General features: G+C 70.7%; 20 protein-coding genes. 14 read left to right on the top strand and 6 right to left on the bottom strand.

The features are described 5' to 3' along the window. Positions 1-358 precede the first annotated feature (358 nt). Positions 359-1,987 carry an AMP-binding protein gene (locus EXU32_RS06980; protein ID WP_130629248.1) on the top strand — a complete coding sequence of 543 codons (1,629 nt, stop codon included), beginning with the start codon at positions 359-361 and terminating at the stop codon, positions 1,985-1,987. Positions 1,988-2,055: 68 nt separating this feature from the next. Here the strand turns inward: EXU32_RS06980 and EXU32_RS06975 are convergent, their stop codons facing one another. Continuing rightward, the gene (locus EXU32_RS06975; protein ID WP_130629247.1) at positions 2,056-3,387 is read right to left on the bottom strand and encodes a mechanosensitive ion channel; all 1,332 of its coding nucleotides are present in this window, start codon (positions 3,385-3,387) and stop codon (positions 2,056-2,058) included. Positions 3,388-3,535: 148 nt separating this feature from the next. Here EXU32_RS06975 and EXU32_RS06970 point away from each other — a divergent pair, with 148 nt between their 5' ends. Next, on the top strand, positions 3,536-4,660 hold the full coding sequence (locus tag EXU32_RS06970) for a methyltransferase domain-containing protein (protein WP_130629246.1): 1,125 nt from the start codon (positions 3,536-3,538) through the stop codon (positions 4,658-4,660). 6 nt (positions 4,661-4,666) lie between these two features. On the opposite strand, the gene EXU32_RS06965 is transcribed toward EXU32_RS06970, so the two are convergent. Then, positions 4,667-4,993: a DUF4190 domain-containing protein gene (locus EXU32_RS06965; protein ID WP_130629245.1), complete on the bottom strand. Its 327-nt coding sequence runs from the start codon at positions 4,991-4,993 to the stop codon at positions 4,667-4,669. Between the two features lie 106 nt (positions 4,994-5,099). Here EXU32_RS06965 and tdh point away from each other — a divergent pair, with 106 nt between their 5' ends. Genes tdh through EXU32_RS06945 form a run of 4 tightly spaced genes read left to right on the top strand, consistent with a single transcriptional unit; the run spans position 5,100 to position 8,409 of the window. Next, positions 5,100-6,140, top strand: a complete 1,041-nt coding sequence (tdh, locus tag EXU32_RS06960) for an L-threonine 3-dehydrogenase (RefSeq protein WP_130629244.1) — start codon at positions 5,100-5,102, stop codon at positions 6,138-6,140. A 3-nt stretch (positions 6,141-6,143) separates the two neighbouring features. Then, entirely contained in the window at positions 6,144-7,337 is a 1,194-nt protein-coding gene (locus tag EXU32_RS06955) for a glycine C-acetyltransferase (RefSeq protein WP_130629243.1), read from the top strand. 59 nt (positions 7,338-7,396) lie between these two features. Then, the gene (locus EXU32_RS06950) at positions 7,397-7,756 is read left to right on the top strand and encodes an ArsR/SmtB family transcription factor (protein ID WP_130629242.1); all 360 of its coding nucleotides are present in this window, start codon (positions 7,397-7,399) and stop codon (positions 7,754-7,756) included. Beyond that, a complete protein-coding gene (locus EXU32_RS06945; RefSeq protein WP_130629241.1) occupies positions 7,756-8,409 on the top strand; it encodes an SRPBCC domain-containing protein in 654 nt (217 codons plus the stop codon). The genes EXU32_RS06950 and EXU32_RS06945 overlap by 1 nt, the downstream gene beginning before the upstream one ends. A 4-nt stretch (positions 8,410-8,413) precedes the next feature. On the opposite strand, the gene EXU32_RS06940 is transcribed toward EXU32_RS06945, so the two are convergent. Continuing rightward, positions 8,414-9,034: an L-threonylcarbamoyladenylate synthase gene (locus EXU32_RS06940; protein WP_130629240.1), complete on the bottom strand. Its 621-nt coding sequence runs from the start codon at positions 9,032-9,034 to the stop codon at positions 8,414-8,416. A gap of 93 nt (positions 9,035-9,127) precedes the next feature. Between EXU32_RS06940 and EXU32_RS06935 the strand changes: the two genes are divergently transcribed. Beyond that, complete coding sequence (locus EXU32_RS06935; protein WP_130629239.1) at positions 9,128-9,685, top strand: YceI family protein; 558 nt, start codon at positions 9,128-9,130, stop codon at positions 9,683-9,685. On the opposite strand, the gene EXU32_RS06930 is transcribed toward EXU32_RS06935, so the two are convergent. After that, positions 9,673-10,731 carry an ArsO family NAD(P)H-dependent flavin-containing monooxygenase gene (locus EXU32_RS06930; protein ID WP_130629238.1) on the bottom strand — a complete coding sequence of 353 codons (1,059 nt, stop codon included), beginning with the start codon at positions 10,729-10,731 and terminating at the stop codon, positions 9,673-9,675. The two genes, EXU32_RS06935 and EXU32_RS06930, sit on opposite strands and share 13 nt — an antisense overlap. Before the next feature lie 6 nt (positions 10,732-10,737). Next, positions 10,738-11,193, bottom strand: a complete 456-nt coding sequence (locus tag EXU32_RS06925; RefSeq protein ID WP_130629237.1) for an OsmC family protein — start codon at positions 11,191-11,193, stop codon at positions 10,738-10,740. 83 nt (positions 11,194-11,276) lie between these two features. Between EXU32_RS06925 and EXU32_RS06920 the strand changes: the two genes are divergently transcribed. Further along, positions 11,277-11,873 (top strand): histidine phosphatase family protein, encoded by a 597-nt coding sequence (locus EXU32_RS06920; protein WP_130629236.1) that lies wholly within the window; start codon positions 11,277-11,279, stop codon positions 11,871-11,873. A gap of 6 nt (positions 11,874-11,879) precedes the next feature. Here the strand turns inward: EXU32_RS06920 and EXU32_RS06915 are convergent, their stop codons facing one another. Further along, entirely contained in the window at positions 11,880-13,361 is a 1,482-nt protein-coding gene (locus tag EXU32_RS06915) for a glutamate--cysteine ligase (protein ID WP_130629235.1), read from the bottom strand. A gap of 120 nt (positions 13,362-13,481) precedes the next feature. Between EXU32_RS06915 and EXU32_RS06910 the strand changes: the two genes are divergently transcribed. The 6 genes from EXU32_RS06910 (at position 13,482) to EXU32_RS06885 (ending at position 23,191) form a co-directional block, all read left to right on the top strand. Continuing rightward, the gene (locus EXU32_RS06910; protein ID WP_165399601.1) at positions 13,482-14,720 is read left to right on the top strand and encodes a sensor histidine kinase; all 1,239 of its coding nucleotides are present in this window, start codon (positions 13,482-13,484) and stop codon (positions 14,718-14,720) included. After that, entirely contained in the window at positions 14,717-15,415 is a 699-nt protein-coding gene (locus EXU32_RS06905) for a response regulator transcription factor (protein WP_130629233.1), read from the top strand. The genes EXU32_RS06910 and EXU32_RS06905 overlap by 4 nt, the downstream gene beginning before the upstream one ends. Before the next feature lie 76 nt (positions 15,416-15,491). Further along, entirely contained in the window at positions 15,492-16,262 is a 771-nt protein-coding gene (locus tag EXU32_RS06900; RefSeq protein WP_130629232.1) for an ABC transporter ATP-binding protein, read from the top strand. Between the two features lie 2 nt (positions 16,263-16,264). Then, positions 16,265-18,739, top strand: coding sequence for an FtsX-like permease family protein (locus tag EXU32_RS06895; RefSeq protein ID WP_130629231.1), 2,475 nt, complete (start codon positions 16,265-16,267; stop codon positions 18,737-18,739). Between the two features lie 112 nt (positions 18,740-18,851). Next, positions 18,852-20,027: an exonuclease SbcCD subunit D gene (locus EXU32_RS06890; protein ID WP_130629230.1), complete on the top strand. Its 1,176-nt coding sequence runs from the start codon at positions 18,852-18,854 to the stop codon at positions 20,025-20,027. Then, on the top strand, positions 20,024-23,191 hold the full coding sequence (locus EXU32_RS06885) for an AAA family ATPase (RefSeq protein WP_130629229.1): 3,168 nt from the start codon (positions 20,024-20,026) through the stop codon (positions 23,189-23,191). The genes EXU32_RS06890 and EXU32_RS06885 overlap by 4 nt, the downstream gene beginning before the upstream one ends. Positions 23,192-23,237 lie beyond the last annotated feature (46 nt).

Genomic DNA, 23,237 nt, shown 5'->3' with positions numbered 1-23,237 from the left:
CTCCCCTTCGTCGGTTGGTGCCCGGTCAGGTGGCAGTTCCCTTTGACGTCACTGACGAGCACCCAGCCCCAGCAACGATCCGGGCGAGCATCGGGTGGACGAGGGCCGAGGTGTCGGCTCCCTCCGTCCGTGACTCACGGGACGAATCTGATTCACCTCATGAGTCACGGACGGAGCAAGCAGACAGACCCCCTGCGCTGCCCAGACAGTCGGCAAAATGACGCCCCGGGGCAGCACATCCACACCACACCGCCGGTCAGCCGCCTGGCACAGCTCGACCGCACCGAGCGCGACGCAGGACGCCTCACGCGTGGCATCGTGGAGTCCACGCAACGAGTCGCTCCCCAGGAGGAACCGAATGACCGCAGCCGTGCTCCCTTCGTACACGTCAGGCGTCTCCGACACGCCCCTGCTCGGCGACACGATCGGCGCCAACCTCGAGCGGACCGTGGCCGTCCACGGTGCCCGCGAGGCCCTCGTGGACGTCCCGAGCGGACGCCGGTGGACCTACACGGAGCTGCTCGCCGACGTGGACGCCGTGGCCAAGGCGCTGATGGCGAAGGGAGTGGCCGCCGGCGACCGCATCGGCATCTGGGCGCCCAACTGCGCCGAGTGGACGATCCTGCAGTACGCTACCGCGCGGATGGGCGCGATCCTCGTCAACGTCAACCCGGCCTACCGCACCCACGAGCTGACCTACGTCGTCAACCAGTCGGGCATGCGCATGCTCGTGAGCGCGCTGTCGCACAAGACGTCGGACTACCGGGGCATGGTCGACGAGGCGCGCCCGGAGCTGCCCGGCCTGAGCGAGGTCGTCTACATCGGTGACGCGTCCTGGGACGAGCTCGCCACGGGTGGCTCCTCCATCACCGACGAGCAGCTGGCCGAGCGTGGGGCCTCCCTGACGCCCGACGACCCGATCAACATCCAGTACACGTCCGGCACGACCGGGTTCCCCAAGGGCGCCACGCTCAGCCACCACAACATCCTCAACAACGGCTACTTCGTCGGTGAGCTGATCGACTACACCGAGGCCGACCGGATCTGCATCCCCGTGCCCTTCTACCACTGCTTCGGCATGGTCATGGGCAACCTCGCAGCCACCTCGCACGGAGCCTGCATGGTGATCCCGGCGCCCTCCTTCGACCCCGAGGCCACGCTGCGCGCGGTCGCCCAGGAGCGCTGCACCTCGCTCTACGGCGTGCCGACGATGTTCATCGCCGAGCTCGACCTGCCCGACTTCGCCGACCACGACCTGAGCACGCTGCGGACCGGCATCATGGCCGGCTCCATCTGCCCGGTCGAGGTGATGAAGCGCGTGGTGGCGCAGATGAACATGACCGAGGTCGCCATCAGCTACGGCATGACGGAGACCTCCCCGGTGTCGACGATGACCCGCACGGACGACAACCTCGCCCGACGCACCGAGACCGTCGGTCGCTCGATGCCGCACATCGAGTCCAAGGTGGTCGACGCGATCTCGGGCGTCCCGCTCCCCCGTGGCGAGACCGGCGAGCTGTGCACCCGCGGCTACAGCGTGATGCTCGGCTACTGGGAGCAGCCGGACAAGACCGCGGAGGCGATCGACGCAGCACGCTGGATGCACACGGGCGACCTCGCCACGATGGACGAGGACGGGTACGTCAACATCGTCGGTCGGATCAAGGACCTCGTCATCCGCGGTGGGGAAAACATCTACCCGCGCGAGGTCGAGGAGTTCCTGTACACCCACCCCGACATCGCGGACGTCCAGGTCATCGGCGTACCGGACGACAAGTACGGCGAGGAGCTCATGGCCTGGGTGGTGCTGCGGGAGGGCGCTGCGACGCTCACCGCCGACGGCGTGCGCGAGTTCGCGAGCGGCAAGCTCGCGCACTACAAGATCCCCCGCTACGTGCACGTCACCGACGCCTTCCCGATGACGGTGACGGGCAAGGTGCGCAAGATCGAGATGCGCGAGCAGGCTCAGCAGCTCCTTGACAACTGACCGCATGACGAAGGGTGGTACCCCCGATCACGGGAGTACCACCCTTCGTCATGTGGTCCAGCGGCTGGTCAGAGCTGCTGGGTGTCACCCTGCTGCGGAGCCTGCGTGGGCTGCGCCTCGGCCTTGGCCGAGAGGCGGTCCAGCTGACGGGCGGCCGCGTCGCGACCACCCAGGCCGAAGGCGAGGGCGGCTGCTGCCGCGCCACCGACGACGAGGGCACCGAAGCCGAGCTCGATGATCGAGTCGGCGATGCCCATGTACTTCAGGCCCATCGCGACGAAGAGCACGATCGTCGCGTACTTGACGATCGTCGCACCGACACCGGAGAGCATCTTCGCCAGCAGGTTCGCGACGAAGAAGCCCGCAGCGATGATCGCTGCGCCGAAGATGACCTTGCCACCGAGGCTCAGCACCTCGCTGAGGAACCTCGTGATCTGCGGGAAGTTCAGCAGCTGCGCCGCCATGACCGCGAAGAAGAGCACGATCGCGATCTGCGCCACCTTGGCGATGACCGGGACGACCTTGGTGCCAGCAGGCAGGACGTCGAGCTGGGCGAGCTGGCGGTCGACGCCCACACCGTCGAGGACCTGCTCGATGATGTCGCCGGCGAACTTGGCGATGAAGATGCCCAGGGCGAGCATCACGCCAGCCGCGATGATCAGCGGGATCGCGTCGAAGATCGACTGGAGCATCTGCTCCGCCGGCCGGGAGATCGACTCGATGCCCAGGATCTGCAGGGCCGCGATGGTCACGACGATCATGATCAGCGCGTAGACGACCGTGGCGACGGTCTTGGGGATCGACGTGCTGGCGCCCTGGCCACCGGAAGGTGTGCCACCGTAGCCGGCGGGCGGCTGCGGCTGGCCCTGGTGCTGCGCCTGCGGCGCGGTGGGCTGGCCGGGGGGCGGCGGGGGCGGTCCGGCAGACGCGGTCGCCGGTGCACCGGGCAGGGACCCGGCCTTGGACCCGGCGCTCTTGAGCCACTTGTCGAAGGGCAGGGCAGCCAACGCCGTCTGGACGAGCTGACGCACCACCTTGGCGAGCAGGGCACCGACGAAGAAGACGATGCCTGCGCCGATGAGGTTCGGCAGGAAGCCGAGGACCCCGTCGACCATGCCCTGGATCGGCGCGAGGACCTGGTTGAGACCCAGGACCTGGAGGATGGCCACGAGTCCGAGCATCCAGATGATCAGTGACGCGATCGATCCCAGGGTCGCGCCGACGCTGGACCCGTCCGCGCCGGCACGCTGGAGCGCGGGCACCTTGGTGGAGAGCTTGGCGATCAGCGACTTGACGATCATGGCCACCAGCCAGGTGACGACGAGGATGGCCAGGGCCGACACTGCCTTGCCCAGCAACCCTGCCCAGTCGATGTCGTTGAGGAAGTTCTGCGCTTGCATGATGTCCTCCCGGTTGACGTTCTGAGGTACTTCTTACCCTGCGACCGTAACCATCTTCGGCGCCCGCCGCGCAGTGAACGGACCGCCGTTTCCTGATGGTTAGGGTGATCCCATGCACTGGGACGCAGGCGAATGGCATGGCTGAGCGGTGAACTGCTCCCACTTCGACGCCGGCGAATGCCGCTCGTGCACGCTCATGGGCGTCCCCTACGCCAGCCAGGTCATCGACCTCGGCCGCGAGGTCGGGGACGTGCTCCGGCGACACGTCGCGGACCAGCTGTGGTCGCCCCCCTTCGTCGGTGAGGAGGCCGGGTTCCGCAACAAGGCCAAGCTCGTGGTCGGGGGGACGAAGGGCGCACCCACCTTCGGCATCCTCGACGCCGAGCAGCGCGGGGTCGCCCTCCCCGAGTGCGGGTTGTACGAGCCGGCGCTCGACGAGGGGCTCGGACGGCTGCTGCCGGTCGTCGCCGATCTGGGGCTCGTGCCGTACGACGTCCCGGCGCGACAGGGCGAGCTGAAGCACCTGATCGTCACCGGGTCCCCCGACGGGGAGCTCATGGTCCGCTTCGTCCTGCGCTCCCCCGGCCAGCTGCCGCGGATCCGAAGGGGGTTGGACGAGCTGCGCGCCGCCGTCCCCGGGCTGAGGGTGGTCTCGGCCAACATCCAGCCGGAGCACAAGGCGGTCCTCGAGGGCGAGGACGAGATCGTGCTGGGCGAGCACGAGACACTGCCGATGCGCGTGGACGACATCACCTTCCACCTGCGCCCACGCAGCTTCTTCCAGACCAACACGATCGTGGCCGCGGGCCTCTACCGGCAGGCCAGCGCGTGGATCAGCGAGATCGACCCCGAGAGCGTGCTCGACCTCTACTGCGGCGTCGGCGGGTTCGCCCTCAACGCGGCTCTCGCTCCGGGTCGGGCCCGACGGGTCGACGGGGTCGAGGTCGCCCCCGAGGCCGTCGCGAGCGCGCGACGCTCAGCGCTCGAGCTCGGCGTGGACGTGGGCTTCGAGGTCGGTGACGCGAGGGTGCTCACCCGGGTCGACCACGAGCTGGTGGTCGTCAACCCGCCGCGACGTGGGATCGGGGCGGACCTGTGCGCGGCCATCGAGTCGGCCGCGCCGGACCACGTCGTCTACTCCAGCTGCAACGCGGCCAGCCTGGCCCGCGACCTGGATGCGCTCCCCGGATACCGCGTGACCCGGGCCCGGCTCTTCGACATGTTTCCCCAGACACGCCACCACGAGGTCATCGTGCTGCTGGAGCGAGGCTGACCGGCCTCAGTAGGTCGACGACGACGTGGCGGCGAACGCCAGGATCATGACGCCGAAGTAGCAGCAGACGAGCAGGATCAACCCGATGAAGTAGACCGTGCCCACGATCCCCAGGATCTTGCCGACCTTGGCGTGCTCGCGGTTGGTGTAGCCAGCCAGGGGGTTGGCATCGATCTCCTGGAGGGCCTTGGCCCCGAGGACCCACGCGACGATGCCCAGGCCCGGGACGAGGGTCAGGCCCACGATCCCGAGGACGAGCGCAGCAGTGGCGCCCCCGTGGCTGAGCTGGGTCGGGAAGGGCGACGGCGGCGGCAGCTGAGGTGGGTGCGTCATGGTGCGGCCAGCGTAGTGACGCGCCACGCGGCGAACCACGGGGAGGACTCCCCCTTCGCGCTACTGTCGTGACCGCGGTCACCCCCGCAGACCCGACAGGAGAACTATGCGCGCACTGGTCAAACCCCGACCGGGACCCGGCCTCGAGCTGGTCGACGTCCCCGAGCCCCACGCCGGCGACGGCGAGGTGAGGATCCGGGTGCTACGAACCGGCCTCTGCGGCACCGACCTGCACCTGCACGGCTGGGACGAGTGGGCCGCCGCTGCGGTGCCCAGCACTCCCCAGATCATCGGCCACGAGTTCTACGGCGAGATCGACGAGGTCGGCGCCGGCGTGACGGGCATCGTCGTCGGCGACCGGGTCTCCGGTGAGGGCCACCTCGTGTGCGGGACCTGCCGCAACTGCCGCGCCGGGCGCCGCCACCTGTGCATCAACACGGTCGGTGTGGGGGTCAACCGCGACGGCGCCTTCGCCGACCACGTCGTCATCCCCGCCGACAACGCGTGGGTGCACCGTGACGACATCGACCCCGACCTCGGAGCCGTCTTCGACCCGCTGGGCAATGCCGTGCACACGACGCTGTCCTTCCCCCTGGTGGGCGAGGACGTGGTCATCACCGGCGCTGGACCGATCGGAGTCATGGCCGCGGCCGTCGCCCGGCACGTCGGCGCCCGGTACATCGCCGTCACCGACCTGTCGGACACCCGCCTGGAGCTGGCCAAGGGAGCCGGCGCCGACCTGCTCGTCAACGCCGGCCGGTCCGACCTCGGCGAGGCGATGCGTGAGCTGGGGATGAAGGAGGGCTTCGACGTCGGGCTCGAGATGTCGGGTGCGCCACCGGCCGTGGCCGACATGATCGACCACCTCAACCACGGTGGTCGGATCGCGATGCTCGGCCTGCCCAAGGACGCCTACCCCGTCGACTGGGGCAAGGTGATCACCCACATGATCACCATCAAGGGGATCTACGGGCGGGAGATGTACGACACCTGGTACACGATGAGCGCGATGCTCTCGACCTCGCCGGTGCTGCGCGAGGCGATCTCGTCGGTCATCACCCACCGCTTCCCCGCTGAGCAATGGCAGGACGCCTTCGCCACCGCCGCCTCGGGAGAGTGCGGCAAGGTCATCATGGACTGGAGCTGACGCATGTACACGATCAAGGACGACCTCTCGGCCACCTTGCAGGAGATCCGCGACGCGGGCCTGTGGAAGGCCGAGCGCGAGCTGACCAGCCCGCAGCAGGCGCACATCACGACCACCAAGGCGCAGGCGATCAACTTCTGCGCCAACAACTACCTCGGTCTTGCCGACCACCCCGAGGTGCTGGCGGCGGCGTCGGCGGCCTTGCAGGAGTGGGGCTTCGGCATGGCGAGCGTGCGCTTCATCTGCGGCACGCAGGAGCTGCACACCCGGCTCGAGGCGAGCATCTCCGACTTCCTGCAGATGGAGGAGACGATCCTCTACTCGAGCTGCTTCGACGCCAACGGCGGCGTCTTCGAGGTGCTCTTCGGTGAGGGCGACGCGATCATCTCCGACGCGCTCAACCACGCCTCGCTCATCGACGGCATCCGTCTGAGCAAGGCGGCCCGGTACCGCTACGCCAACGCCGACATGGACGACCTGCGGGCCCAGCTCGAGTCGGCGAAGGGAGCCCGCCGCACCGTCGTCGTCACCGACGGCGTCTTCTCCATGGACGGCTACCTGGCTCCGCTGGAGCAGATCTGCGACCTCGCCGAGGAGTACGGCGCCATGGTGCTCGTGGACGACTCGCACGCCGTGGGCTTCGTCGGCGACGGCGGGCGGGGCACCCCCGAGGCCTGTGGGGTGATGGACCGGGTCGACCTCGTGACGGGGACCCTCGGCAAGGCCCTGGGAGGAGCCAGTGGCGGCTACGTCAGCGGCCCCGCAGAGGTCGTCGCCCTGCTGCGGCAGCGCTCCCGTCCCTACCTCTTCTCCAATGCCGTCGCGCCGGTCGTGGCCGCAGGGTCGCTCAAGGCGATCGAGATCGCGCGTGCTGCGGACGACGGGCGAGCGGCCTTGCGGCGCAACACCTTGATGTTCCGCGAGCTGATGACCGAGGCCGGCTTCGACCTGCTGCCCGGCACCCACCCGATCACTCCGGTGATGTTCCCGGGTGACGACGGCGCACGCCAGGCGGCCCAGATCGCCGACACGATGCTCGAGCACGGCGTCTACGTCATCGCCTTCAGCTATCCCGTCGTCCCGCAGGGCCAAGCCCGCATCCGGGTCCAGCTCTCCGCCGCACACACCGAGGCGGACGTGCGCGCCTGCGTGGCCGCCTTCGTCGCGGCCCGGGACGAGGTGACCGGTGGGGAGTGACCCCCTTCGCCCTCCTGCACTCTTGCGTTATATAACCAGTTACTGAAATACTGTCGCGCATGCACGCACTCGACGTCCTCGGCGACCCCGTCCGGCGACGCATCCTTGAGCTGCTCGCCGACGGCGAGTCGAGCGCTGGCGAGGTGTCCGACGTCATCCGCCAGGAGTTCGGCATCACCCAGCCCGGTGTCAGCAGGCACCTGCGGGTGCTGCGCGAGCACGGCTTCGCGGTGGTTCGGCCCGAGGGCACCCGGCGCCTCTACTCGGTGGACCCGAGCGGCCCCCGGGAGGCACACGAGTGGCTCTCGGCCTTCGACCGGTTCTGGCTCCCCCGGATGGCCGCTCTCGACACCGAGCTCGCCCGAGGCAGACGTGCCCGACGTCGGTCCACCGGGACCGACCCGACGAAGGAGACCTGATGGTGGACACGACGACCCAGATCGGCGCGGTCACGCGCACCCTGCGACTCACCGAGGTGGACGGGCAGCCCGCTCGCGCGCAGTCGCTGACCCAGACCTACCCCTCCCCTGTCGACGATGTCTGGGAGGCGCTGACCACCTCCGAGCGGATCGCCCGGTGGTTCCTGCCCATCGCGGGCGACCTGCGCCCCGGGGGGCGCTACCAGCTCGAGGGCAACGCCGGCGGCGAGGTGCTCGAGTGCGAGCCGCCCTCCGACGGTGCCGCGAGGTACCGCGTCACCTGGGAGATGATGGGCGCCGTCTCCTGGCTCGAGGTCTCGCTCACCGCCGACGGCGACCGCACCCGGGTGCGGATGGAGCACCTCGCCCGCGTGGGCGATGTCCCGGACGGCATGTGGGAGACCTATGGTCCGGGCGCCACCGGCGTCGGCTGGGACGGAGGGCTGCTCGGGCTGTCCTTGCACCTCGGAGCCGTCGACGGCTCGCTCGCTCCGCAGGAGGCGCAGGCCTGGGCGGCGACTGACGAGGGCCACGCCTTCTACCGCGCCGCCGCGGACGCTTGGGGCCGGGCGCACGAAGCCTCCGGCGTCGACAGGGCGACCGCGCAGGCAGCTGCTGACGAGACCTACCGCTTCTACACCGGCACCGCCTGACGACTCACTCGAAGGGTGTGGGGTCGCCTGCACCGCGACGGGCGATGACCGCCTCGTCGCCGGACAGGTCGACGACCGTCGTCGGCTCGGTGCCGACGTCGCCGGCGTCGATGACGATGTCCACCACGTGGTCCAGCGCCTCCTTGACGTCCCACCCGAAGGTGGGCGTCTGCTCCTCGCCCGGCAGCAGCAGCGTCGAGATGAGCATCGGATCACCGAGACCGGCGAGCAATGCCATCGACAGCGGGTGGCTGGGGATGCGCACGCCCACCGTCTTCTTCTTGGCGTGCAGCAGGCGCTTGGGCACCTCCTTGGTCGCCGGCAGGATGAAGGTGTACGGACCCGGAGTGGCGGCCTTGATCGCCCGGAAGACGCTGTTGTCGATGTGCACGAGCTGACCCAGCTGGGCGAAGTCCGCGCACAGCAGCGTGTAGTGGTGCCGGTCGTCCAGGCGGCGGATGTCGCGGATGCGGTCCTTGATCTCCTGGTCGTCCAGCCGACCGCCCAGCGCATAGCCGGAGTCGGTGGGGAAGGCGACGAGCGCGCCCTGCCGGATCCGATCGACGATCTGGGCCACGGAGCGCGGCTGAGGATTGTCGGGGTGTACTTCCACGAAGGTAGCCATGGACCCACCATAGGATCGCTCGTGACAGCATGAGACATCTGTTGAACCTTCATCGACCCGACCAGGGATCGACCGACCACCGGGGGAACCACCATGACCGAGCTCGACCTCGATGGGACGTGGGTCATCGACCCCGGCCACTCACGCTTCGGCTTCTCGGCCAAGCACGCCATGATCACCACGGTCAGGGGTTCCTTCAACGACGTCGCCGGTGAGTTCACCGCTGATCTCGAGGACCTGTCCGCCTCGACGGTCCAGATCACCCTGCAGACGGCGAGCGTCGACACCCGCAACGGCCAGCGTGACGATCACCTGCGCAGCGCCGACTTCTTCGACGTGGAGAGGTTTCCGACGATCACCTTCGTCGGGACCAATGTCGAGGAGATCCACGAGGGTGCCTACATCGTCACCGGCGACCTGACGATCCGCGACGTCACGCAGTCGATCACCGTGCCCCTCGAGATGACCGGCGTCATGGTCGATGCCTTCGGTGTTCTGCGCGCAGGCTTCGAGGGGTCACGCCGGGTGCGACGCCGCGACTTCGGCCTCGAGTGGAACATGCCGATGGACAAGGGCGGCGTCCTCGTCAGCGAGAAGATCGACCTCGAGTTCGAGATCTCGGCGATGAAGAAGGACGCTCAGGCGGGCTGACTCGACCCGCGGTCGGCCGCGATGGCTGCCGCAAGGGCTTTGGCGGTGCGCCCGACCCCGATCAGCGTCGCCGACGCCGGACCCGTCCAGTCGCCGTACCCGACGAAGGAGACCCGCGGGTCCTTCACCGACCGGTTGTCGACGACCTCCGGGTAGCCGTCGGAGGTGCGCAACCTCAGCGAGCGCAGGTGGCGCAGGGCCGGGCGGAACCCGGTGCACCAGAGGATCGCGTCGAGATCGAGCCGGTCGCGGCCGATCACGGCACCCTCCGGCACGATCCGGTCGAACATCGCCCGGAGACGAAGGGCGCCCTGGGCCCGTGCCTCGCGGACCCGGGGCAACGCGACGATGTTGCCGACGAACTCCGCCTCCAGGTCGCGGGGATCGGGCGTTCGCTGCCGGGCGGTCGCCCGGTCGAAGAGGTGCCTCCCGTCGACGTCGTCGGGGAGGAAGCGCAGCCGTCGGGCCGACACGAGGGAGACGCGCTCGGTGACCCCCACGAGGTCGGCCACGATCTGCACGCCCGAGTTGCCGCCACCCACCACGGCGACCCGCTGCCCGGCGAAGTCGGCGGGCCCGCGGTAGTGGGCGCTGTGCAGCTGGCGGCCGGCGAAGCTGGCCTGTCCCTCCACGAGGGGCACGAAGGGAGCCGACCACGTGCCGGTCGTGTTGACGACATGGCGGGCGCGCAGGTCGCCACGGTCGGTGACCACCGTGAGCGCGTCGGGCGCCGAGCGCACCTCGCGGACGGTGACGGGGCGCTCGACCGCCAGTCCGTAGTGCTCCTCGTAGGCGCGCAGGTAGGCGATCACGTGGTCGACGGGCGGGAAGATGTCGGGGTGAGGTGGCATGGGCCGCCCGTGGAGGGAGGAGTACGCCGCCGGCGAGAAGAGGCGAAGTGAGGGCCAGGTGGCCTGCCAGGCCCCTCCCGGCTCCCGCTGCTCGTCGAGGACGACGTGCTCGATGCCGAGCCTGCGCAGGTGGTAGGCGGTCACGAGCCCCGCCTGACCACCCCCGACGACCGCGACGTCGACGTCATGGCGCATGCAGGCTCAGGCGTCCTCTGCCGACATCTCGACCGGGGTGCCGATCTGGACGGTCCGCGAGACCGTGCACAGGCGGTCGCGGGACTGGGCGACCGACCGGGGGAAGGCTGCTCGCGCGGCGTCGCCCCCTTCGCCCTCGGGGAAGCCGATGCGGAAGGTCAGCTCGAGGTCGGTCATGTGGTTGCCGTCCTGCGGCGTCGACGCCTTTTCCCCCTGGGCGACGACGACGAAGGAGTCCGGCTCGGCCCGACGTGAGGTGATGTGGTCCACGTCGACCGAGCTGCATCCGGCCAGCGCGGCGAGAAGGAGCTCGACCGGGGTGAAGTCGTCGGTCGAGCCGTCGCCGATGGTGATCGTGCCGCCACGCGCGTTGTGCAACTCGTAGCGCCCGAGGGCCAGGCGCGTCAGCTCCACGCTGCGGTGCCCGGGGCCGCTTCCGCCGGTCGTCTCGTCACTCGTCATGCCTACCTCCGCGTCGGGGTGTGCGGATCCTCAGCGGACCCTCGGGCCGATCCTCGCAGACCCTGCCGCACTAGTCTCAACTCATGCCTGACATCCCCGCCGGACGACTCATCCTCCTTCGACACGGTGAGACTCAGTGGAGCCGCGATGGGCGCCACACGGGCACCACGGACCTGCCGCTCACCGAGCGTGGCCGGGCCCAGGCGACCGAGGCCGCAGACCGGCTCGCCGCGCTGGACCTCGACATCGTGCTCGTCCTGACCTCTGGTCTCGAGCGGGCCAGGGTCACCGCCGAGCTGGCTGGTCTCGCAGCACAGGTCGACGAGGACCTGCGGGAGTGGGACTACGGCGGGTACGAAGGCAGATCGACCGCCGACATCCGGGCCGAGACCGGCACCGACTGGGACGTCTTCCGCGACGGTGTGATCCCCGGGAAGACACCCGGCGAGAGCGTCGAGGAGGTGGCGGCGAGGGCCTCCCGCGTCATCGCACGGGTGCAGCCGCATCTGGCCCGGGGTGACGTCGTCCTTGTCGGGCACGGGCACACCTCACGCATCCTGGGCTCGGTGTGGTTGCGCACCGAACCCAGGTTTGGCGCCCAGCTGACGCTGGACGCGTCGCGGCTCGCGGTCCTGGGCCACCATCGCGAGGACCCGTGCATCATCAGCTGGAACTGCTGACCCGCCTCAGGGCAGCGGCCACGTGTGCACGGGGTCGTTGCGGTGCATGTGCTCGGAGTACAGCCGCGTCATCTGCGCCAACGCCGCTGCCCGGTCGAGACCACCGTCCTCGAGTCGACGCACGCACTCCGTCTGCCACACGGCGCCGTTGACACCCGTGGTGCAGCGGCCCTCGATGACGTCGAGGTAGCGGGTGATGACGGCGTCGGAGACACCCCAGTCCTCCAGTCCGCGTCTGGCCATCGGGAGCAGGTGCCGCACGGTCAGCTCGTCGGCACCGAGCTCCCCCAGGCCGGGCCAGTAGAGGCGGGCGTTGATCCCGTCGCGGGCCGCCGCCTCGAAGTTCGCCTGTGCAGCGGGGAAGGACATCTGGGTCCAGATGGGTCGGTCCTCGTTGGCGAGCATGCGCACCGTGCCGTAGTAGAAGGCGGCATTGGCGAGCGTGTCGATGATCGTCGGTCCGGCCGGCAGGACGCGGTTCTCGACGCGGACGTGGGGACGGCCGTCACCGGGGTCGTAGATCGGACGGTTCCACCGGTAGACCGTGCCGTTGTGCAGGTTGAGCTCCCCCAGCTCGGGCGTCCCACCGGCGTCGAGCACCGCGACGGGGTCCTCCTCGGTGGCCTCTGCGAGGAGCGCCGGGAAGTAGCGCACGTTTTCCTCGAAGAGGTCGAAGATCGAGGTGATCCAGCGCTCGCCGAAGAAGACCCGCGGCCGCACGCCCTGGTTCTTCAACTCGATCGGGCGGGTGTCCGTGGCCTGGCTGAAGAGCGCGATCCGGGTCTCGGCGTGCAGGCGGCGACCGAAGAAGAAGGGTGAGTTGGCGGCGAGCGCGATCTGGGGCGCCGAGATCACCTGGGCGGCGTTCCAGTGGTCGGCGAACTGCCCCGGTCCGACCTGGAGGTGCAGCTGGACCGAGGTGCAGGCCGACTCGGGGGCGATCGAGTCGGCGAAGGTGTGCAGCCGCTCCCCCGTCGGACCCTCGATGTCGATGACGATGTCCTCGCCGCGGGCGACGAAGATCGAGTCGTTGAGGGCGGTGTACCGGTTGTTGGCACTGATCCACTCACCCTGGAAGTGCTCGGGCCGGATCGTCGGCAGGATCCCGACCTGCAGGATGCTCGCGCCCGCCTCCTGCGCCTTGCCCTCGGCGCGGTTGAGCGAGGTGCGCAGGCTCTCCTCGAGCTGGAGCGCGGAGTCACCGGGCAGCGGACGCGGTGCGACGTTGAGCTCGATGTTGAACTGCGCGAGCTCGGTCTGGTAGTCGGGGTCGGCGATGGCCTCCAGCACCTCGTCGTTGACGAAGGCGGGCTGCTGGTCCTCGTCGACGAGGTTGAGCTCGATCTCGATGCCGGTGAGCGGCACCTCGTCGTCGAAGGCGCGCTCGGTGAGCATCCGCTCGAAGACGTCGAGGTTCTGCCGGACCTTCTCGCGATAGCGCTGGCGCTCCTCGCGCGAGTAGCTCTGCGCGGTGACTTCCTTGCCCATGACTCCACCTCTTGCCGAGCGACTGGTGACGATGAATCTACCCACGGGTCGGGTCCGTGGCGAGGATCAGACCGTGGTCGGATGCGCGGCCCCCTTCGTCATGCCTACGCTCGCCGGGTGATGCCTGCCCCTGCGCCCTCGTCCCCGGCTCCCTTCGCCCGGGTGCAGGACTGGTTCCGGGCGCACCGAGGGCTTGTCGACGCGTTCCTGGCGCTCGGGCTCTGGGTGCTCTTCGGCTTCGTCACGGCAGTGTCGTCGATGGACGGCCGTGAGGCCTTCTGGATGGTCACGGTGACCACGGTCCAGCTGCTGCCGCTGGCGTGGCGCCGAACTCGTCCCGAGATCTCCTTCGGCATCATCGCGGCGGGCCACCTCCTGCAGCTCCTCGTCGCCAGCGATCCCCTGCCCTCGAACGTCTCGGCCCTGATGTCCGCGTACGCCGTGGCCGCCTACTCCCGGCACCGGCGCGTGCGGCAGGTCGCCCTGGTTGCCGCCACGGTGGCGGGCCCACTCGCCATCATCGACTGGGACGGCTACGAGGACACTCCCCTGACGGCGTTGGTCTTCTCCGCGCTCATGTACAGCGGGCTGGCGCTCGTGTGCTGGCTGTGGGGCGACCTCACCCGCAAGCGCCGGGAGCTGGTCTCCCGTCTGCAGGAGCAGAACGACGCCCTGCGCCGAGACCGCGACCAGCGAGCCCGCCTCGCGGCCCAGGACGAGCGCACCCGCATCGCCCGCGAGATGCACGACATCGTCGCGCACTCCCTCAGCGTCGTCGTCGTCCAGTCGGATGGCGCCGCGTACTCCGCGACCCACTCCCCCGACTTCGACCGGGAGCAGGCCCGGGCAGCGCTCACCACCATCGGGACGACCGCGCGCGAGGCACTGGCCGAGACGCGTCGGCTGGTGGGGGTGCTGCGCACCGAGGGCGAGGGAGGCGACCCCGGCCTCGACTACGCCCCGACCGAGGGACTGGCCGAGCTGCCCCACCTCGTGGAGCGGGTGGCCGCGACCGGTATCGACGTCCGGCTCGAAGGGAGCCCCGACCCGGCGACCGTGCCCCGCGAGGTCGGCCTGGCGGCCTACCGGATCGTCCAGGAGTCGCTGACCAATGTCATCAAGCACGCCGGTCCCGGTGCCCGGGTGCGGGTCCTCCTCGAGGTCGCCCGCGGGCTGCAGGTACAGGTGCGCGATGACGGGCGAGGCGCCGCGGCGAGCGACGACGGCAACGGGCACGGCCTGATCGGGATGCGCGAGCGTGCCGTCAGCGTCGGTGGGACGATGACGGCCGGCCCGGCCAGCGGTGGCGGCTACCTCGTCACCGCTGCTCTTCCCTTCGACCACGAGGTGCCCCGATGAGTGAGCCCATCCGCCTGGTCCTCGTCGACGACCAGGCCCTCGTGCGCGCCGGCTTCCGCATGGTGCTCGACGCGCAGACCGACATGAGCGTCGTCGGCGAGGCGGGCGACGGCGTCGCTGCTCTCGATCTGTTGAGCACGACACCGGCTGATGTCGTACTGATGGACATCCGCATGCCGCGCATGGATGGCGTGGCTGCGACCGAGGCGCTGTGCGCCCGCCCTGAGTCACCCCGGGTCATCGTCCTGACGACCTTCGACCTCGACGAGTACGCGCACGCGGCACTGCGGGCCGGCGCCTCCGGGTTCATGCTCAAGGACGCGGGGCCGGAGGAGCTGCTCGCCGCGATCCGGGCGGTCCACGCCGGAGACTCGGTGATCGCCCCGAGCACGACCCGTCGGCTCATCGAGCACTTCACGCATGGCCCGGGGACCTCGCCTTCGTCCGCGCCGTCCAGGGCGGTCAACGACGCGCACCCCCGCCTGGCCGACCTCACCGCTCGCGAGGTCGAGGTGCTCACCGCGGTGGCCAGGGGCCTGACCAACGGGGAGATCGCTGCCGAGCTCTTCCTCGCCGAGGCGACCGTCAAGACCCACATCGGACGCATCCTGTCCAAGGCCCAGCTGCGTGACCGGGTCCAGATGGTGCTGCTGGCCTACGAGAGCGGTCTCGTGGACGTACGACCCAGGTCGTAGTCGCCTCTCTCGCAAGGCTTCAGGACCAGACCGGGGACCGATGTGCGCGCACCCCTCCGCGGCGAAGGTGGTGGGCATGACGACAACCACCCAGCACGCACCGCACCCGACCACGCCACCACCGACCATCGCTGCCCGCGCCATCGCCCTGACCAAGACATTCGGGGCGAAGGGAGCCGGCGTCACCGCTCTGGATGCGGTCGACGTGAGCATCGAGGCCGGTCGCTTCACCGCGATCATGGGCCCGTCCGGGTCCGGCAAGTCGACCCTCATGCACTGCCTGGCCGGCCTCGAGACACCCACGAGCGGCCAGGTCCTCGTCGGCGACACCGACCTGACCCGGCTCTCCGACAAGGCGCTGACACTCCTGCGACGCGAGCGCATCGGCTTCGTCTTCCAGTCCTTCAACCTGCTGCCGATGCTCACCGCGCGGCAGAACATCGTGCTGCCCCTCACCCTCGCCGGTCGCTCCGTCGATGCCGAGCGCCTTGCCCACATCACCGGGATCCTCGGGATCGACGACCGGCTGAGTCACCGCCCGAGTGAGCTCTCCGGTGGCCAGCAACAACGAGTCGCCATGGCTCGGGCGTTGATCACCGCACCGGACGTCCTCTTCGCCGACGAGCCCACGGGTGCGCTGGACTCCCGCTCCTCCACGCAGATGCTGTCCTTCCTGCGCACCAGCGTCCGTGAGCTCGGTCAGACGATCGTCATGGTGACCCACGACCCGCGGGCGGCGTCCTACGCCGACCGGATCCTGCTGCTGGCCGATGGACAGCTGGCCGGCGAGCTGCTCGACCCGACCGAGGACTCCGTCCTGGCAGCCATGAAGGGTTTGGGTGACTGACGATGCTCTCCCTCTCCCTCGCCTCGCTGCGCCACCAGTCGCGCCAGTACCTCGCGCCCGGTCTCGCGGTCGTGCTCGGCATCGCCTTCATGGCTGCCACGCTCGTGCTCACCGGCACGATGAGCTCCTCGATCCGGCAGTCCGTGGCCGGCCAGTACGAGCCCTATGCCTCCGTGGTCGTCGCCCGAGGAGCCGACACCATCCCCGCCGCCGTCGCCCATCAGGTCGAGGAGGTGGCCGGCGTCCGAGCGGTCGACCCGGTACGGACCGGCTCCGGCCTGCTGCGCACCTCCACCGGTGAGTCCTACGCGATGGTCACCACCGAGTCGACCACCTCGCCACACCCCGTGCTCGAGGGACGGGCTCCGCGCGCAGCCACCGAGGTGGCCCTGTCCGCGACAGTGGCGGCCGGCAGCCAGCTCGAGGTGGGCGACACCGTGCCCGTCACGGCCGCGTCCGGCGGGTCCGCCGGACCGGTGCGGGCCACGGTCGTCGGGATTCTCGACGTCGCTGGCGACCCACGCTACGGCGGCGGCACGCCAGCCGTCTTCGCGACGCCCGACGGGGTCACCCGCCTGACCGGGGCGAAGGGGTGGGCGGAGATCGACGTCGTCTCCGCCACTGACGAGGAGGCCAGCACCGCCGCCATCCGCACCGCCCTCGAGGCGAAGGGGGTCGACGTCACCGTCGTCACCGCCACCCAGCACGCGGACGACAAGGTCACCGAGTTCACCGGAGGCACCGACTTCCTCGCGGTCTTCTTCCTCGCCTTCGCGGTCATCGCGCTCTTCGTCTCCGCGATCGTCATCGCCAACACCTTCTCGATCCTGCTGGCCCGCCGGGCCAGGGAGACCGCGATGCTGCGGGCCGTGGGCGCCACCCGAGGTCAGGTCATCCGGTCCGCTCTCGCCGAGTCGCTCGTCGTCGGCGTCCTCTTCTCGGTGGTGGGGGTCATCACGGGCATCGCGATGGCCTGGGGACTCACGCGGGCCGGAGGCGCGCTGGCCGGCGACGCACTGCCCGACCTGGTCTTCACCGTGCCGGTGCGAGCCGTCGCAGTGCCTGTCGTCGTCGGAGTGCTCGTCGTGCTCGTCGCCGCGCTGCCGCCGGTTGTCCGGTCATCCCGGGTGGCTCCGCTCGCGGCACTGCGGCCGGACGCCGCGATCACCGCGACCAGTCGTGGCGGCCGGGTGCGCATCGCGCTCGGGCTCGTCCTCGTCGCCGCCGGTGCCGCTGCGCTCGTGGTGGCCGGCTCCCTTCCGTCCGTCCTCGTCGGGGTGGTCGGTGGACTCGTGTCCTTCACCGGCGTGATCATGGCCGGCAGCGTCCTCGTGCCCTGGGCCGCCCGTGCCATCGGCCTGGTGGCCGCACGACCCTTCGGCCCAGCAGGCCGGTTGGCCATCGACAACGCGGTGCGCAACCCGGCGCGGGCCGCGGCCACCGCCTCTGCCCTGCTCGTCGGGGTCACTCTCGTGACGATGACGGCGGTCGGCGCCGCGACGACGCGCACCGCGGTCACGGACTTCGTCAACGCGCGGTACCCGGTCGACGTCGTGGTGCAGGGCAGCGCCATCCCCGGTGCGACGGCCTCGGCCATCCGGTCCACGGACGGCGTCGCCGCCACCGCCACGCTGAGCGGGACGACCGTGGACGCCAGCTGGGGCTCTTCCTCGGCCCGGCCGATGCTCTCGGCGGTGCCCGAGGGGCTGCGTGACGTCGTCCGTGACCCCACCGCCGTGCCCACGGTCACCGACGGGAGCGTCGTCGTCTCCGAGGAGGCTGCTGGCTCCAGCGGGATCCGCCCGGGTGACGAGGTCATCCTGCAAGGACCCGACGGGCGCACCCGGGCCCGGGTGACTGTGGCTGGAGACTTCGACGTGGCCTGGCTCGTGACTCCCGCGACCCTCGCGGAGGTCGAGCACCAGCCGGCGACGACGGCACTCCTGGCGAGGTTCACCGACGGGGCAGACGCCACCGCGACCCTCGACGGGGTCAAGGAGCTGGCCGGGAGCATCGACGAGGGCCAGGTCAGCGGTGCGGCACCCGTGCGGGCCGCCAACATGCAGGCACTCGACATCGCGCTCGCGGTCGTCCTCGCGCTGCTGGCCATATCGGTCGTCATCGCCGTCGTCGGTATCGCCAACACCCTCTCGCTGAGCGTCATCGAGCGCACCCGCGAGTCGGCGCTCCTGCGTGCGCTGGGACTCACCCGCGGGCAGCTGCGGGCGATGCTCGCCATCGAGGCGGTCCTGCTGTCCCTCGTCGGCGTCGTGCTCGGGACCGCACTCGGGGTCGCCTACGGCGTGGCCGGCGTGCGCAGCCTCTTCGGCGAGTTCATGGCCGTCTCACCGACGCTGCCGTGGGGACAGCTGGCCGCCGTGGCGCTCGTGGCGGTCCTCGCCGGGCTCCTTGCCTCGGTCCTGCCTGCGCACCGGGCCACCAAGGTCGCGCCGGCGCAGGCCCTCGCCGTCGAGTAGGCGGCCACCGATCCGGGGGGTGGGACGGCGCAGGGGGCCGTCCCACCCCCTTCGTCGGGCGAAGGGGGTGTCGCACCGGCTCGTTGTCGGTGCCCCCTCATAGCGTGGGGGCATGAAGCTGATCCACACCTCCGACTGGCACCTGGGCCGCTCCTTCCACGGGGTGGGTCTGCTCGGTGCCCAGGCGGAGTACGTGGACCACCTCGTGGAGACCGTGCGCAGCGAGGGGGTCGATGCGGTCCTCGTGTCCGGTGACGTCTACGACCGTGCCCTGCCCGCACCGGACGCGGTCCGGCTGCTCTCCGAGGCCGCGACGCGACTCATCGACGCCGGCGCCCGGGTCATCCTCTCCAGCGGCAACCACGACTCCGCGATCCGGCTGGGGTTCGCCGCCGACCTGCTCTCCCGCGCCGGGCTGCACATCCGCTCCGATGCCCGCAGCATCGGCCAGCCGGTGCTCGTCGACGACGCCGCGATCTACCCGATCCCCTATCTCGAGCCGGCCGCGAGCTCGGTCACCGATGCGCTGGGCGCCACCGAGCGCTCGCACTCGGGCGTCCTCGCCGCCGCCATGGACCGGGTGCGAGCAGATGCCGCTGGACGCGGTCCGCGCACCGTCGCCATGGCCCACTGCTTCGCCAGCGGGGGCGCCGCCAGCGACTCCGAGCGCGACATCACCGCCGGTGGGGTCGCCATGGTCCCGGCGAGCACCTTCGACGGGGTCGCCTACGGGGCGCTCGGCCACCTGCACCGGCCCCAGCAGGTGAGCGAGACCGTGCGCTACAGCGGCTCCCCCGTCGCGATGTCCTTCAGCGAGGTGGGCCACACCAAGGGCTCCGTCCTGCTCACGCTCGACCCCGACGGCAAGGCCCGCACCGAGCAGGTCGCCGCTCCCGTCCACCGCGAGCTGGCCGTCCTGAGGGGCGACCTCGACGACATCCTCGACAGCCGTGAGCACGACGGCGCAGAGACGAGCTGGGTCCAGGTCACCCTGACCGACCCGGTCCGGCCCGTCGGCGCGCTCGAGCGGCTGCACCAGCGCTTCCCCCACCTGCTCCAGCTGCGCTTCGACCCGACCGGCCGGGTGCAGGCGGTGCGCAGCTATGCCTCGCGCATCGATCGTCGCGAGCCGTTGGAGGTCTGCTGCGACTTCGTCACCGACGTGCGTCACGGTGCCGCGGCCGACGAGGCCGAGCGCGACCTGCTGCAGAGCGCGCTCGAGGCCGGGCGGCGTCGTCAGGACCGAGCCGAGGACGCGGGGCGCAGCAGGCGTCGGGGCGCAGCATGAGGCTGCACCGTCTGACGGCCACGGCCTTCGGTCCCTTCGCCGGGACCATCGACCTCGACCTCGAGCAGATCAGCTCCTCGGGTCTCTTCCTCATCCACGGCGCCACGGGCGCCGGCAAGACGAGCCTCCTCGACGCGATCTGCTTCGCGCTGTACGCCAACGTCCCCGGGGACCGCCTCTCGACGAGCCTGCGCAGCCAGCACGCCGAGGAGGCCACGCCGACCCGCGTCGAGCTCGAGCTGACCCTGGCCGGCCGTCGACTGCGCATCCGTCGTCACCCCGCGCACGAGCGTCCCAAGAAGCGCGGCACCGGCACCACCACCGAGCCCGCCGGCGTCCTGCTCGAGGAGCTCACCGGGCACTCGTGGACCACCCTGAGCACCCGCATCGACGAGAGCGCGCGGCTGCTCGACGACCAGCTCGGGATGGGGCTGGACCAGTTCCGGCGGGTCGTGATGCTCCCCCAAGGCGACTTCTCCGCCTTCCTGCGGGCCAGCGACGAGGAGCGGCGTGAGGTCCTCGAGCGACTCTTCGACATCACGGAGTACACCGGCATCGAGAGCCACCTGGTCGAGCGCAGGCAGCAGGTCGAGGCCGCGCTCAAGGAGTCGCGGACCCGTCTGGGCAGTCACGTGGCCCACCTCGTCGAGCTGCTCTCCTCGGTCGACGTCGACCTGCCCGAGCCGGACCTCCCGTGGTCGCAGCTCTCCCCCGCACCCCTCACGCTCGCCCTGGACGCGGTCGCGGCGGTGCTCGACACCCATGCGGCCGAGGTGATGGCCCGGGTCGACGAGGCCCAGCAGGCCGACGCCCGGGCAGCCGCCGCACTGACGCAGGCCCGTCGGGCCGTCGAGCTGCGCGCTCGGGGGGGCGCGGCCCGGCGCGCGCTGGTCCTGCTCGAGGAGGAGGCGCCCCAGCACGCGTCGAGCCGGGCGACCCTGCAGGGCGCCCATGCCGCTGCACAGGTCCTCCCCCTGGTGGACGCGCACACCCGGTCCTCGACCGCGCGGGCTGCTGCCGTCGCCGAGCGAGCACGCGTCGTCGGCTCGCTCCCCGAGCCGCTGCGCGAGATCGAGCCCGAGGCGTGGGTGGCCGCGGCCCACGAGCACGACGTGCTGATCAGCCGGGCCCAGCACGATGCCGAGGCACTGACCCGACTGGCAGCCGAGTCGCCGCGAGTCACCCGGCAGATCGCCGAGCAGACCGAGCTCCTCGAGAGCGCACGCGACGCCGTCCTCTCGGCAGGTGAGCAGGCCGACGACGCAGCACTGCAGCAGCTCGAGATCGACCGCGCCCGAGCTCGGACGGACGAGCTGGCCCCCCAGCTGCGCACGCTCACCCGGGTCATCGAGACCCGCGCCCGTCTGCGGCAGGCGGCCGCCGAGGTGCGCGAGGCCACCGATGCCGCCCAGTCGCTGCGTGAGCACGTCCAGGACCTGCGCGCGGCCGTGCAGGACCTCGTGACCGCGCGTCTGGACAACATGGCCGGCGAGCTGGCCGCACAGCTGCACGACGGCGACGCCTGCTCGGTGTGCGGGTCCACGACGCACCCGCAGCCGGCGCAGGCCGCCCGGGTGGTCACCCCCGAGGAGATCAGGACCGCGGAGCAGTCGGTCGCGACAGCCGCGCAGGACCACGAGCGGGCCGCGCAGGTGCGTGCCGCGGCCACCTCCCGCCTCGACGTCCTGCGAGCCGAGATCGCCCAGCTGCTCGACGAGGGCACGGGCGAGGAGCTCGAGGGGACGACCGCCGACGGCTCTGCCTCGGTGGCCGACGACGAGACCGTGTCGGGAGACGAGAGCGCCCGTCACGCAGCGCTGACCCAGCAGCACGACGATCTCTCGCGGGTGACGGCACGAGCCGACGAGGTCGCTCGTCTCGTGATCACGCGGACTGCTGCCGTTGCGCAGGCCGAGCAGGCGGTCCACACCATCGAGGCGGGTCTCACCGCCCTGAGCGCCCGTCACGAGCAGATCGCCGAGCACCGGGCCAGCACGCTGCAACGACTGCGCGGACTGCTGGACGAGCACACGGCCACCTGTCCCTGCACCGATGTCGGGTCCAGCCGAGCGACGCACCAGGCTCTGCCCAGCGACCTCGACGATGGCGACGGTGTCGACCCAGCCCGTGAGCTGACGGCCACCGTGCGTCACCACCACGAGAGCATCGCGCTCGTCGAGGAGCTCGTCGGGGCGACGAGCACGCTGGCCCGCGCGACCGTGACACACGACGAGGCGTCGTCCCTGCTCGACGCGGCGCTCGACAGGCACGACTTCGACGATGTCGCGTCCGTCATGGCCGCGACCCGCGAGCGACACGAGATGACTGCCCTGCAGACCGAGGTCGAGGACCACCAACGCCGGTTGAGCGCCGCCACCGCCGTCCTCGAGGAGGCCGACGTCGTGGCGGCCCTGGCCACCGACGCACCTGATGTCGAGTCCCTGACAGCGGCGGCGCGGTCAGCGCGGATCCGGGCCGACGAGGCCGGGCAACATCAGGCGACAGCCCAGGCGACCCAGCGGCAGCTCGATCGGATCGCCGGTCACATCCGGGCCGAGTGCGTCACCCTCGGACCGGCGGCCGAGGAGGCTGCCGTCGTCCGGCGGATGGCCGACCTGGTCACGGGCACCAGCAGCGACAACGACAAGCGGATGCGGCTGTCGACCTACGTCCTCGCCGCTCGCCTCGAGCGGATCGTCGAGCTCGCCAACCACCGGCTGGGTGTCATGGCCGACGGACGGTTCGAGCTGGCGCACGACGACGCGTCGGCGCGGGGTCAGCGACGAGGAGGCCTCGGACTGCTGGTCCGCGACCTGTGGACCGGGCGGGAGCGCCCCACCAACACCCTGTCGGGTGGCGAGTCCTTCACCACCTCGCTCGCGTTGGCCCTCGGGCTCGCCGACGCCATCCGCGAGGAGTCCGGTGGCCAGGAGTTCGGGACCCTCTTCGTCGACGAGGGCTTCGGCAGCCTCGACCAGGACAGCCTCGAGCAGGTGCTCGACGTCCTGGACCGGTTGCGTGACGGCGGGCGGACCGTGGGCGTCGTCAGCCACGTGGCCGAGATGCGCACCCGCATCACCACGAGGGTGCGGGTCGACAAGAGCCAGCATGGTTCGACCATCCACGTCGAGGGCGCCGGCGACGACGCCACCGACGCAGCCTGACCACTCCCCCCTTCACCCGGCAACGACCACCGCCCCCGTCCACGAG

The sequence above is a fragment of the Janibacter limosus genome, assembly GCF_004295485.1.
GTDB classification, from domain to species: domain Bacteria; phylum Actinomycetota; class Actinomycetes; order Actinomycetales; family Dermatophilaceae; genus Janibacter; species Janibacter limosus_A.
The sequence above is the reverse complement of the archived record's forward strand: the minus strand, read 5'-3'. Positions and strand labels throughout refer to the sequence as shown.

What these genes read in the sequence shown, in the direction of transcription:
- EXU32_RS06980 (WP_130629248.1), top strand. Translation starts at nt 359, where the DNA reads ATGACCGCAGCCGTGCTCCCTTCGTACACGTCAGGCGTCTCCGACACG.
- EXU32_RS06975 (WP_130629247.1), bottom strand. Translation starts at nt 3,387, where the DNA reads ATGCAAGCGCAGAACTTCCTCAACGACATCGACTGGGCAGGGTTGCTG.
- EXU32_RS06965 (WP_130629245.1), bottom strand. Translation starts at nt 4,993, where the DNA reads ATGACGCACCCACCTCAGCTGCCGCCGCCGTCGCCCTTCCCGACCCAG.
- tdh (WP_130629244.1), top strand. Translation starts at nt 5,100, where the DNA reads ATGCGCGCACTGGTCAAACCCCGACCGGGACCCGGCCTCGAGCTGGTC.
- EXU32_RS06955 (WP_130629243.1), top strand. Translation starts at nt 6,144, where the DNA reads ATGTACACGATCAAGGACGACCTCTCGGCCACCTTGCAGGAGATCCGC.
- EXU32_RS06950 (WP_130629242.1), top strand. Translation starts at nt 7,397, where the DNA reads ATGCACGCACTCGACGTCCTCGGCGACCCCGTCCGGCGACGCATCCTT.
- EXU32_RS06945 (WP_130629241.1), top strand. Translation starts at nt 7,756, where the DNA reads ATGGTGGACACGACGACCCAGATCGGCGCGGTCACGCGCACCCTGCGA.
- EXU32_RS06940 (WP_130629240.1), bottom strand. Translation starts at nt 9,034, where the DNA reads ATGGCTACCTTCGTGGAAGTACACCCCGACAATCCTCAGCCGCGCTCC.
- EXU32_RS06935 (WP_130629239.1), top strand. Translation starts at nt 9,128, where the DNA reads ATGACCGAGCTCGACCTCGATGGGACGTGGGTCATCGACCCCGGCCAC.
- EXU32_RS06930 (WP_130629238.1), bottom strand. Translation starts at nt 10,731, where the DNA reads ATGCGCCATGACGTCGACGTCGCGGTCGTCGGGGGTGGTCAGGCGGGG.
- EXU32_RS06925 (WP_130629237.1), bottom strand. Translation starts at nt 11,193, where the DNA reads ATGACGAGTGACGAGACGACCGGCGGAAGCGGCCCCGGGCACCGCAGC.
- EXU32_RS06920 (WP_130629236.1), top strand. Translation starts at nt 11,277, where the DNA reads ATGCCTGACATCCCCGCCGGACGACTCATCCTCCTTCGACACGGTGAG.
- EXU32_RS06915 (WP_130629235.1), bottom strand. Translation starts at nt 13,361, where the DNA reads ATGGGCAAGGAAGTCACCGCGCAGAGCTACTCGCGCGAGGAGCGCCAG.
- EXU32_RS06910 (WP_165399601.1), top strand. Translation starts at nt 13,482, where the DNA reads ATGCCTGCCCCTGCGCCCTCGTCCCCGGCTCCCTTCGCCCGGGTGCAG.
- EXU32_RS06905 (WP_130629233.1), top strand. Translation starts at nt 14,717, where the DNA reads ATGAGTGAGCCCATCCGCCTGGTCCTCGTCGACGACCAGGCCCTCGTG.
- EXU32_RS06900 (WP_130629232.1), top strand. Translation starts at nt 15,492, where the DNA reads ATGACGACAACCACCCAGCACGCACCGCACCCGACCACGCCACCACCG.
- EXU32_RS06895 (WP_130629231.1), top strand. Translation starts at nt 16,265, where the DNA reads ATGCTCTCCCTCTCCCTCGCCTCGCTGCGCCACCAGTCGCGCCAGTAC.
- EXU32_RS06890 (WP_130629230.1), top strand. Translation starts at nt 18,852, where the DNA reads ATGAAGCTGATCCACACCTCCGACTGGCACCTGGGCCGCTCCTTCCAC.
- EXU32_RS06885 (WP_130629229.1), top strand. Translation starts at nt 20,024, where the DNA reads ATGAGGCTGCACCGTCTGACGGCCACGGCCTTCGGTCCCTTCGCCGGG.